Below are 11,167 nucleotides of genomic sequence, written 5' to 3' on the forward strand. Positions count from 1 at the left end.
ACCGGCCCGGGCCCTGCTGATGCAGGAGGCTTGCCCCCGTCCTGCACCGACCGCTCATCGCTTTAGGAATGCTGCATGTCCACCCCCACCGTTCGCGAACAATTTCTCGTCATCAGCGCCTTGGGCCCCAACCCCATGGAGCTGGCCAACGTTCTCAGCCGCGCGGCCTTCGACAACCGCTGCGCGGTAGTCACCTCGCGTCTGTCGCGCCACGGCGAGACCAGCGCCCTGGTGCTGCAGGTCGGCGGCAGCTGGGATGCCCTGGCCCGCCTCGAAGCCACCCTGCCGGGCCTGGGCAAGAAGCACGGCCTGACCCTGGACGTGGTGCGCAGCGCCGACCAGGAAGTACGCCCGCAGGCCCTGCCTTATGTGGCCTACGTCAGCGCCGCCTATCGCCCGGACATCATCAACGAGCTGTGCCAGTTCTTCCTCGACCACCGCGTCGAGCTCGAAGCGATGACCTGCGACACCTACCTCGCGCCGCAGACCGGCAGCAGCATGCTCAACGCCCAGTTCACCGTAATCCTGCCGGCCGGCACCCAGATCAGCTGGCTGCGCGATCAGTTCCTCGACTTCGCCGACGCCCTGAACCTGGACGCGCTGATCGAACCGTGGCGCCCACAGAACCCCATGTAAGGAAGCTCCCATGGCCGTAGCACTCGACCAACCCGTCGCCGATTTCCAGGTCCAGGCCACCAGCGGCCAGACCGTCAGCCTTGCCGACCTGAAGGGCCAGCAGGTGGTGTTGTACTTCTATCCCAAGGACAGCACCCCGGGCTGCACCACCGAAGGCCAGGGCTTCCGCGACCAATACGCGGCGTTCCAGGCGGCCAACACCGTGGTGTTCGGCGTGTCGCGCGATGGCATCAAGTCGCACGAGAACTTCAAGGCCAAGCAGGCGTTTCCCTTCGAGCTGATCAGCGACAAGGACGAAGCACTGTGCCAGCTGTTCGACGTGATCAAGCTGAAGAAGCTGTACGGCAAGGAGTATCTGGGCGTGGACCGCAGCACCTTCCTGATCGACAAGGACGGTGTGCTGCGCCAGGAATGGCGCGCAGTGAAGGTGCCGGGGCATGTGGATGCCGTATTGGTGGCGGCGCAGAACCTCAACAAGGCTTGAGATCGTTGGGGCTGCAAAGCAGCCCCAGACCTACAGCATCGGCGCCACAGACCTGTCCTGCCGCGGCCAGGCATCCAGCACCGCCTTGAACAGCGTCGCCAGCGGGATCGCGAAGAAGATCCCCCAGAACCCCCACAGCCCGCCGAACAGCAGCACCGCGCAGATGATCGCCACCGGGTGCAGACTCACTGCCTCGGAGAACAGCAGCGGCACCAGCACGTTGCCATCGAGTGCCTGGATGATCGCGTACACCGCCATCAGGTAGATGAACTGATCGCCCCAGCCCCACTGGAACAGCGCGATCAGCGTCACCGGCACCGTTACCACCACCGCGCCGACATACGGCACCACCACCGACAGGCCCACCAGCAGCGCCAGCAAGGCGGCATAGTTGAGGCCAAGGCTGATGAAGGCGATATAGGTGGCAATCCCGCAGATCAGGATCTCGATGCCCTTGCCGCGAATGTAGTTGGCGATCTGCCGGTTCATCTCGTCGCCCACCCGGTTTAGCAGCGTACGCTCGCGCGGCAGGTAGCCGCTGACCCAGCGCCCGATCAGCTCGCGGTCCTTGAGGAAGAAGAACACCAGGATCGGCACCAGCACCAGGTAGATCATCGCATTGACCAGCAACGGCAGGCTCGACAGCGAGAAGGTCAGCGCCCACTGGCCGAACTTGCCGATCTCGCCGCGCACCGATTCGATGGCACGCAGCACCTGCTCATCCGACACCAGGTGCGGATAGCGCTCGGGCAACAGCAGCAACAACGACTGCCACTTGCCGAGCATCCCCGGCAACTCGTTGAACAAGGTGATCAGCTGATGCCAGAGCAGCGGCACCAGCACCAGCATGAACACTGCCAGCGCACCCATGAACAGGGCGAACACCAGCCAGACCGCCAGCCTGGACGGCACCTTCAAGCGCTCCAGGGCATTGACCAGGCCCTGCATGAGAAACGCCAGGACCATGCCCGCCAGCACCGGCGCGAGCATGCCGCCCAGGGTCAGCACCACGGTGAAGGCCAGGAACAGCAGGACCGCCAGCACCACGGCCTCCTCGTCGGAGAAGTAGCGCTGCATCCAGTCGCGAAGCACTTTGAACATTGACGATCCTTGGAAAAGACTCAGGCCTTGCGCAGCCAGTAGGTGTAAACGCCGGCCTCGGCCGTTTCATGCAGCAGCGTATGGCCGGCCAGTTGGGCGAAAGTGCGGAAGTCGCGCTGGGAGCCGCCGTCGGTGGCGATCACCTTGAGCACCGCGCCACTGGCCAGGCGATTGAGTTCCATCTTGGCCTTGAGCAGCGGCAACGGGCAGTTCAGCCCGCTGGCGTCGAGCTCGGCGTCGCTGGTCGGGGTATCACTCATCGGGCGCGTCTCCGGGGTATGGATAGAAAGGTCCGGTAGGATACCGCCACTGGTCGGCATCGCGCGACCCGGCTACAGTAAGGCTTTTGACCGACGCGAGCTTCTGCATGAATCTACTGCGCCCCACCCTGTTGACGCTGGCCTGCCTGATGGCCCTTCCCGGCCACGCCGACGACCTGCCGTCACTGGGCGACGCCAGCTCCGCGATCGTCTCGCCGCAACAGGAACACCAGCTCGGCCGCGCCTGGCTGAGCCTGTTGCGCGGCCAGGTCAACCAGCTGAACGACCCGCAGCTCAAGGACTACGTCGAGACCACCGTGTACAAGCTGGCCGAGACCAGCCAGCTGCAGGACAGGCGCCTGGAGTTCATCCTCATCGACAGCAAGGAGCTCAACGCCTTCGCTGCCCCGGGCGGTATCGTCGGCGTCAACGGCGGATTGTTCCTCAATGCGCAATCGGAGGGTGAATACGCCTCGGTACTGGCTCACGAACTGGCGCACTTGTCGCAACGCCACTTCGCCCGCGGCGTCGAGGCCCAGCAGCGCATGCAGTTGCCGATGATGGCGGCCCTGCTGGCCGGTATCGTCCTGGCCGCGGGTGGTGGTGGCGATGCCGGCATCGGCGTGATCGCTGGCACCCAGGCCGCCGCGATCCAGGAGCAGCGGCGCTTCTCACGGCAAAACGAGCAGGAGGCCGACCGCATCGGCATCCTCAACCTGGAGAAGGCCGGCTACGATCCGCGCAACATGCCCAGCATGTTCGAACGCCTGGCCCGCCAGTACCGCTACGATGCCAAGCCGCCGGAGTTCCTGCTGACTCACCCGGTCACCGAATCACGTATTGCCGACACCCGCAACCGCGCCGAGCAGGCGCCCAAAGGTGGCGTCGAGGATAGCCTGCGCTACCAGCTGATCCGTGCGCGGGTACAGCTCACCTACGAAGGCACCCCGGGCCTGGCCGCCAAGCGCTTCCGCGCCCAGCTCGACGAGAATCCACAGATGGACGCCGCGCGCTATGGCCTGGCGCTGGCGCAGATCAAGGGCGGCCAGCTCAACGAAGCGCGGGAGAACCTCAAGCCGCTGCTGGCCAAGGCGCCCAACGACATTACCTACAACCTCGCGCAGATCGACCTGGACATCACCAACAACCGCCTGGCCGATGCCCAGCAACGCGCCCAGCGCATGCAGGCGCTGTACCCGGCCAACTATCCGTTGAAACAGGTGCGCGCCGACCTGCTGATCAAGCAGAACAAGCCGGCCGAAGCGGAAAAGGTGCTGGACGACCTGGTCAAGAATCGACCCGACGACCCGGACGTGTGGTACGACGTTGCCGAAGTGCGCGGGTTGTCGGGCAACACCATCGGCCTGCACCGTGCCCGCGCCGAGTACTTCACCCTGGTCGGCGATTTCGACCAGGCGATCCAGCAGCTCGACTACGCCAAGCGCCGCTCGGGCAGCAACTTCCCGCTGGCCTCGCAGATCGACCAGCGCCAGCGCGAGATCATGGAGCAGCAGCGAATGGTCAAGGAGATGATGGGGCGCTAGGCCTGGCACTGATCACGCTGTAGGAGCGGTCTTGTGTCGCGAAAGGGCCGCGAAGCGGCCCCTGTTTCCTGCGTGAACCTGAACATCTTGTGGCCGCTGTGCGGCCCTTTCGCGACACAAGGCCGCTCCCACAGGATGATGCTCACCTTGCTTCAGGCGTTGCCCGACAACTTCAACCGCGCCGCCTGGGTGAAATCGAGCATGCGGTTCAGCGGCTTGATCGCCTTGGGAATCAGCGCAGGCTCGACGAAGATCTCGTTGCTGCCCTTGCGCAGGCAGTCCAACGTGCGCTCCAGGGTGTTCATCGCCATCCACGGGCAATGCGCGCAGCTGCGACAGGCCGCGCCATTGCCGGCGGTCGGCGCCTCGACGAACTCCTTGTCCGGGCACAGCTGCTGCATCTTGTAGAAGATGCCGCGGTCGGTGGCGACGATGAAGGTCTTGTTCGGCAGGGTCTGCGCCGCCTTGATCAGCTGGCTGGTGGAGCCCACCGCGTCGGCCAGCTCGATCACCGCTTCCGGGGACTCCGGATGGACCAGGATCGCCGCGTCCGGGTACAGCGCCTTCATGTCGGCCAGCTGGCGCGACTTGAACTCTTCGTGAACGATGCAGGCACCGTCCCACAGCAGCATGTCGGCACCGGTCTGCTTCTGGATGTAGCGGCCCAGGTGCTGGTCAGGGCCCCAGATGATGGTCTCGCCGTTGTCCATCAGGCTTTCGACGATCTCCAACGCGCAACTGGAGGTCACCACCCAGTCGGCACGGGCCTTCACCGCAGCGGAGGTGTTGGCATAGACCACCACGGTACGCTCGGGATGCTGGTCGCAAAACGCCGAAAACGCCTCGACCGGGCAACCGAGGTCGAGGGAGCAGGTCGCCTCGAGGGTAGGCATCAGCACGCGTTTTTCCGGGGTGAGGATCTTCGCGGTTTCGCCCATGAAACGCACACCCGCCACCACCACGGTCTCGGCCGGGTGGTTCTTGCCGAAGCGCGCCATCTCCAGCGAGTCGGACACACAGCCGCCGGTTTCCTCGGCCAGGGCCTGGATCACCGGGTCGCAATAGTAGTGGGCCACGAGCACGGCATTCTGCTTTTTCAGCTCGGAGGCGATGGCCGCACGGTATTCGGCCTCCTGCGCGGGCGTCAGCGGGTTGGGCTGCTTGGCATCGAGGTGGGCCTGGACCAACAGGCGTTCGGAAATCTGGGTCATGATCGCTGGACCTGCGGGGCGCTTGAGCGCGTCAGTCGAGTGTATCACCCGGCCCTGGCAGATCGGCTAATGGTGCCGGACGGCCAGCGTCTCGGCCCCTCTGCGGGCGCGGATTCTTATCGGACGCGAAGGCTACAGGCAATCGGAGGGATGCAAAAGGGGTTTTTGCGGGGAGGGCCCATCGCGGGGCAAGCCCGCTCCCACGAAGACGACGGGAGCGGGTCTGCCTGAGGGATCAGCCCTGCGGCTGGAGCGCGGCCAGGTGGCCGCTGATCAGCATGGCGAACTCTTCGACAGTCATCTTCTTGCCGTTGAAGTCGACCATGCCGTCGGCGTATTGCAGGCTCGACACCACGTCGCTGCCCTGCACCGTGGCCATGCCGCTCTGCAGCGCCATCATGCCGACCATTTCACCGGCCTGGCTGGACTGCTGGGCGATGGCCTGGGCATCGGTCTCACCCTCAAGCAGCGCCTGCAAGGTGGCCAGGTCGGCGACCATCGGCTTGGAAACGCTGAGCTTGGCCTTCAGTTGCGTCAGCAACTGCTTGCCCAACTGATCAGGCGGCAGGTCGAACGAGCTCGGGCTGGCAAAGTCCATCGCCAGGTTGAAGCGGCTCTCGCCATTGGCGGTCTTGAACGCCAGCTTCTCCACCGCCACCTGCGGCTTGGCCACCAGCAGCTTCTGCAGGTCACCCTGAACCTTGGCCTGCTCCTCGGGGGTCATTTCCAGCGACGGCGCCTCGCCATCGGCGGCGGCCTGCTGCATCTGCGGCAGCTGGGTCTGGTACCACTCCATCAACGCCTGCATGGCCGGGATGTCGATGGATTTCATGGTCAGGACCATTTCCGCGCTGCCCACCTTGCGACCGGCGTAGCTGATCTCATCGACCTTGTATTCCAGGCGCCCGGCCAGCTTGTCCTTGGCCTCGCCCTCGGCGTTGTACAGGTTGTTCTGCTGCAGGCCCTTGAGCACCAGCACTTCCTGCTTCGGCCCGAAGGTCACCTGGGTGTCGGCCAGGGCCAGATCGAAGTTGCCGACATAGACCATGTCATGGGCGGTCTCGCTGAGCTTGCCACCGGCCTTGAAACCGTTGAGCAGGATCTTCACTGGCGCCTGCTGCTCGTCGACGAAGTTCAGCTCGAGGTGCTCGGCGCTGCTGTGGATCTCCACCGCCTTGCCTTCACGGTCGCCGCGCAGCTTGAGCTGCAGGCCGGAGAAGTCCAGGACATTGCCGCCGTCTTCCTTGAGCGTGACCGGCGCCAGGCGAATGTCGCTGTCGACGCTGCCGCCGTAACCGAGGCTGACCTGGGCGGTGACCGGCGACTTGTCGCCGGCGGCGGTGAACCAGCCGCTGGTGAAGTCATCCTTGTCCAGCGCGCTGTTGCTGGTGGCCATGACCGGCATCAGCTTGAAGGCCTTGACCCGCGACCAGGGGAACGGGCCGTGCTCGATCTGGTCGGTCACGCCCACCTGGAAGTTCAATGCCTCGGCTTCGCCGAGCTGGACGTTCTCGGCCTTCAGGCGGTAGTGCGCGGTACTGGTAAAGAAGTGCTGGTCCAGCGAGACCAGTTCGATGGTCATGCTGCCGCCGTTGCCGGCCAGGGCTTTCTTCAGCTCTTCGTTGCCGCGGGCGACGGAGCGTTCCAGCTCCGCGGGCAGCTGCTTGCCGGTGTACCAGGCGCCAGCGGTGGTTGCGACGGCGATGGCCACGGCCAGACCGGAAAGGATGCCTACTGATTTCTTCATGAATAGAACCGATTGCTGTCCATAGGGAGATCGTTGGAGCGGTCCACGGAAACGAGGCCGCGCTGGAGATGGCAAGAATACCACTGGCACCCGGCCCACGCGGTAATGCGTGAGGCATTTTGTCTGTCGCCACACCGCCGGGCACGGAGCTCACCGGAACAAGGCTTGTAAATTTTTACGAACATCAAAATCGACTTACGATCTGCTCAATCGGCCAAAAGCGCTGCATAACGGCCAAATAAACCGATTAACCTCCCATCCGTTTGGCACTCTGTCATGTTTAACTTGACACTCAAACGACCATCGTTGTTTATTTCGCGCACCCCGCAGCTCCAACATAAAAGGTGAACAACATGGAGCCCATCCGCTCGACCTTGTCGTGCCCGTCATCTGCCGTGCCCGTTGTTTCGATCAAGGAGCAGCGCCCGCATGCAGCCTGACCACAGCGCCCCCGGCAACACCCAGTTCCGCAAGTCCCTGCGCCTCTGGCATGTGGTGATCATCGGCCTGGCCTACCTCACCCCGATGACCGTCTTCGACACCTTCGGCATCGTCTCCGGCATCACCGCCGGACATGTACCCAGCGCCTACCTCCTGGCCCTGGCCGGTATCCTGTTCACCGCCGTGAGCTACGGCACCCTGGTGCGGCGCTTCCCACAGTCGGGCTCGGCCTATACCTACACCCAACGCGCCATCAACCCGCACGTGGGCTTCCTGGTGGGCTGGTCGTCGCTGCTGGACTACCTGCTGCTGCCCATGGTCAACGCGCTGCTGGCCAAGCTCTACCTATCGGCAATGTTCCCCGAGGTACCGGCCTGGGTATGGGTGGCCGGGTTCGTCACCCTGATCAGCCTGATCAACATGCGCAGCGTCAACCTGGTGGCGCACTTCAACCTGCTGTTCGTCGCCGTGCAGGTGGCGATCATCGGCGTGTTCATCTACCTGTGCTGGCGTGGACTGGGCCACGGCGAGGGGCTGGGCACCGCCTGGAGCCTGGTGCCGTTCGCCGACGACCAGACCCAGTTCGCCGCCCTCGCCGCCGGTGCGACCATCCTGTGCTTCTCGTTCCTGGGCTTCGACGCGGTGACCTGCCTGTCGGAAGAGACTCGCGACCCGGGCAAGACCATCCCACGGGCGATCTTCCTCACCGCGCTGATCGGCGGCGTGGTGTTCATCGGCGTGTCCTACTTCATCCAGGCCTACTTCCCGACCATGGCACGCTTCCACGACCAGGAGGCGGCCCTGCCGGAAATCGCCCTGTACGTCGGCGGCAAGTTGTTCCAGTCGATCTTCATCGCCTGCACGGTGATCAACACCATCGCCTCGGGCCTGGCCTCGCAGACCAGCGTGTCGCGCCTGCTGTACGTGATGGGTCGTGACAACGTGATCCCGGCCGGTGTGTTCGCCCGCCTGCACCCGCGCTACAAGACCCCAGTGCTGAACATCGCCGTGGTCGGCCTGATCTCGCTGTCGGCAATCTTCTTCGACCTGGTCACCGCCACCTCGGTGATCAACTTCGGCGCGCTGGTGGCGTTCAGCTTCGTCAACCTGTCGGTGATCAACCACTGCTACATCCGCGAGGGCCAGAACAAGGGCCTGACGAACAACCTCAAGTATCTGGTGGCGCCGACGATAGGCTTCTGCATCATTGTCTCGCTGTGGCTGGACCTGAACGAACACTCGCTGTTGTTCGGCGGTGTCTGGGCCCTGCTTGGCGTGCTCTACCTGGCCTGGCTGACCAAGGCCTTCAGGGTAGCGCCACCGAACTGCATCGCCGACTGACCCCGCCGACGCCCGCCTGACCGCGGGCGTCCTGTTTGCCCGAGAAGGAAAAGCCCATGTTGCTGCGCCGTCTCTCCATCCAGTGGAAGATCACCCTGCTCGCCGGTCTGTGCCTGCTGGCCATCGTCGCCCTGCTGGTGGCCACTTCGCTCACCCAGGCCCGACGCAGCGCCGAGCAGGTGTTCCTGGCCAACACCGAGCTGCTCGACCACAGCGCCCGCCTGCGCCTGCAGGCCCACGGCGAGACCCAGGCCCTGCGTATCCAGCGCTACTTCATGGACGCCTACCAGTACGGCAACGGCTTCGCCCGCCTGGTGCAGGCGCTCAAGGCCCGTGGCGGCAGTGACCTGCGCGCCGACCTCAGCCGCGAGGCGCGCGCCGCCCTGGCTGGCAACGCCGACCTGATCGGCCTCTATCTCGTGTTCCAGCCCAACGCCCTGGATCATCAGGATGCTCGCTTCGTCGGCCAGGCCGACAACGGCAGCAACGACAGCGGCCGCTTCTCCCTGTACTGGTCGCAGCCCGGCACCGGTACCCTCGAGGTGGAGGCAATGCCGGAGTCGATGCTCGCCGACACCAGCATCGGTGCCAACGGCTCGCCCTACAACCGCTGGCTGACCTGCCCGCTGGAGACCGCCAAGGCCTGCGTGCTCGACCCGTACTTCGACGAGGTCAACGGCCACCAGGTGCTGATGACCAGCATCGCCCTGCCGCTGCTGGAAAACGGCAAGGTGGTGGGCGTGGTCGGCCTGGACATCGGCCTGGACAACCTGCAGCAACTGAGCCTGGCCGGTCGCCAGGAGCTGTTCGATGGACAGGGCCAGGTCAGTATTGTCAGCCCTTCGGGCCTGCTCGCCGGCCACAGCCAGGACGCCAGCCAACTGAGCAAGACCTTGCAGCAGGCCTTCGGCGCCAGCGCCACCGCGCTGCTCGGCCCGCTGCGCGCCGGCCAGGCGGTCGAGCGCCTGGACGGCGGCACCATGCGCATTTCCCGGCCTTTCACCCCGATCCCCGGCGCGGCGCCATGGCAGGTCCTGCTCGAGCTGCCTGAACAAGTGCTGCAGGCCCCCGCTGTCGCCCTCAATCTGCGCCTGGACAGCCAGAACCAGAGCGCCAACCTGGTCAGCCTGCTGATCGGCCTGGGCGCCGCCGTGCTGGGGCTGCTGCTGGTGTGGCTGACTGCCCGCGGCGTGACCCGGCCGATCCTGGCCGTGGCTGCCCGCCTGCAGGATATCGCCAGTGGCGAAGGCGACCTGACCCGTCGCCTGGACTACGCCCGCGACGACGAACTGGGCCAGCTGACCGGCTGGTTCAACCGTTTCCTCGACAAGCTCCAGCCGGTGATCGCCCAGCTCAAGGGCTCCCTGCAAGAGGCCCGTGGTACGGCCGACCAGTCGGCGCTGATCGCCAGCCAGACCAGCGACGGCATGCAGCAACAGCACCGCGAGATCGAGCAGGTGGCCACCGCCGCCAATGAGATGAGCGCCACTGCCCACGACGTCGCCCACAATGCCGCCCAGGCAGCGCAAGCGGCGCGCGGCGCCGATCAGGCGACCCGCGACGGCCTGGCGCGGGTGTCCGCCACCCGTGAAGCGATTGGCGCACTGGCCGGCGGCATGGACGCGGCCATGGAAGAGGCGCGCGCCCTGGAAAGCCGCGGCGAGCAGATCGGCTCGGTGCTCGAGGTAATCCGTGCCATCGCCGAGCAAACCAACCTGCTGGCGCTCAACGCCGCCATCGAGGCCGCCCGCGCCGGAGAGGCAGGGCGTGGTTTCGCGGTGGTCGCCGACGAAGTGCGCAACCTGGCCCAGCGTACGCAGGTCTCGGTGGAGGAGATCCGCCAGGTGATCGAGGGGCTGCAGCAAGGCACCCAGGACGTGGTCGGCGCGATGCACGCCGGCCAGCGTCAGGCCCAGGACAGCGCCGCGCAGATGGAACAGACGCTGCCGGCGCTGCAGCGGATCGGCGAGGCGGTGGCGGTGATCACCGACATGAACCTGCAGATCGCCTCGGCGGCCGAGGAACAGAGCGCCGTGGCCGAGGAGGTCAACCGCAACGTGGCGGGGATACGTGATGTGACCGAGTCGCTGGCCGGACAGGCCGACGAGTCGGCGCGGATCAGCCAGGCGCTGAACCGTCTGGCCAACCAGCAGCAGGTGTTGATGGAGCAGTTCCGGGTATAGCCGTTGTTTGATCTTGATCTTGATCGCAAGGTTAACCCCTTCCCCACTAGCGACAGCTACGCCAGTCCAGGCGCCGCCCGTAACTTCGCGACTTCAGGAGGCCGAACGCAGGCCTTGCGCAGGGAGGTGACGGGCATGGATGCCCGTCAAGCGCTGGGGCCCAGGATGGGCCCTGCAGCGCGGTCCTCCCGGGAGCAAGGCCGGAGTGAGGGAACCCCG

Annotated in this window: 8 protein-coding genes and 2 pseudogenes; 6 read left to right on the forward strand and 4 right to left on the reverse strand. The window is 65.3% G+C overall.

Translation table 11 applies throughout. From position 1 onward, the window contains the following. The first annotated feature begins 75 nt into the window (after positions 1-75). Both AC25M7_RS22695 and AC25M7_RS22700 read left to right on the forward strand, forming a co-directional pair. Complete coding sequence (locus tag AC25M7_RS22695) at positions 76-636, forward strand: glycine cleavage system transcriptional repressor (RefSeq protein ID WP_028692994.1); 561 nt, start codon at positions 76-78, stop codon at positions 634-636. 10 nt (positions 637-646) lie between these two features. After that, entirely contained in the window at positions 647-1,120 is a 474-nt protein-coding gene (locus AC25M7_RS22700) for a peroxiredoxin (RefSeq protein WP_028692993.1), read from the forward strand. 30 nt (positions 1,121-1,150) lie between these two features. Here the strand turns inward: AC25M7_RS22700 and AC25M7_RS22705 are convergent, their stop codons facing one another. Together AC25M7_RS22705 and AC25M7_RS22710 are read right to left on the reverse strand one after the other, a co-directional pair. Next, a complete protein-coding gene (locus AC25M7_RS22705; RefSeq protein ID WP_028692992.1) occupies positions 1,151-2,221 on the reverse strand; it encodes an AI-2E family transporter in 1,071 nt (356 codons plus the stop codon). A 20-nt stretch (positions 2,222-2,241) separates the two neighbouring features. Next, the gene (locus tag AC25M7_RS22710; protein WP_028692991.1) at positions 2,242-2,481 is read right to left on the reverse strand and encodes a sulfurtransferase TusA family protein; all 240 of its coding nucleotides are present in this window, start codon (positions 2,479-2,481) and stop codon (positions 2,242-2,244) included. A 107-nt stretch (positions 2,482-2,588) separates the two neighbouring features. On the opposite strand from AC25M7_RS22710, the gene AC25M7_RS22715 reads away from it, so the two are divergent. Then, positions 2,589-4,025, forward strand: a complete 1,437-nt coding sequence (locus tag AC25M7_RS22715) for a M48 family metalloprotease (RefSeq protein WP_028692990.1) — start codon at positions 2,589-2,591, stop codon at positions 4,023-4,025. Between the two features lie 152 nt (positions 4,026-4,177). Here the strand turns inward: AC25M7_RS22715 and nadA are convergent, their stop codons facing one another. Together nadA and AC25M7_RS22725 are read right to left on the reverse strand one after the other, a co-directional pair. Beyond that, the gene (nadA, locus tag AC25M7_RS22720) at positions 4,178-5,236 is read right to left on the reverse strand and encodes a quinolinate synthase NadA (RefSeq protein WP_028692989.1); all 1,059 of its coding nucleotides are present in this window, start codon (positions 5,234-5,236) and stop codon (positions 4,178-4,180) included. Positions 5,237-5,471: 235 nt separating this feature from the next. Then, on the reverse strand, positions 5,472-6,983 hold the full coding sequence (locus AC25M7_RS22725; RefSeq protein WP_028692988.1) for a YdgA family protein: 1,512 nt from the start codon (positions 6,981-6,983) through the stop codon (positions 5,472-5,474). 429 nt (positions 6,984-7,412) lie between these two features. Between AC25M7_RS22725 and AC25M7_RS22730 the strand changes: the two genes are divergently transcribed. From AC25M7_RS22730 to AC25M7_RS22740, 3 genes and pseudogenes are all read left to right on the forward strand, one after another. Beyond that, the gene (locus tag AC25M7_RS22730) at positions 7,413-8,765 is read left to right on the forward strand and encodes an APC family permease (RefSeq protein WP_028692987.1); all 1,353 of its coding nucleotides are present in this window, start codon (positions 7,413-7,415) and stop codon (positions 8,763-8,765) included. Positions 8,766-9,040: 275 nt separating this feature from the next. Beyond that, positions 9,041-10,090, forward strand: a pseudogene (locus AC25M7_RS22735) (methyl-accepting chemotaxis protein); the annotation flags it as partial. A gap of 348 nt (positions 10,091-10,438) precedes the next feature. After that, a pseudogene (locus tag AC25M7_RS22740) lies at positions 10,439-10,948 on the forward strand (methyl-accepting chemotaxis protein); the annotation flags it as partial. Positions 10,949-11,167: the final 219 nt, after the last annotated feature.

The organism is Pseudomonas sp. P106(2024) (assembly GCF_057480815.1).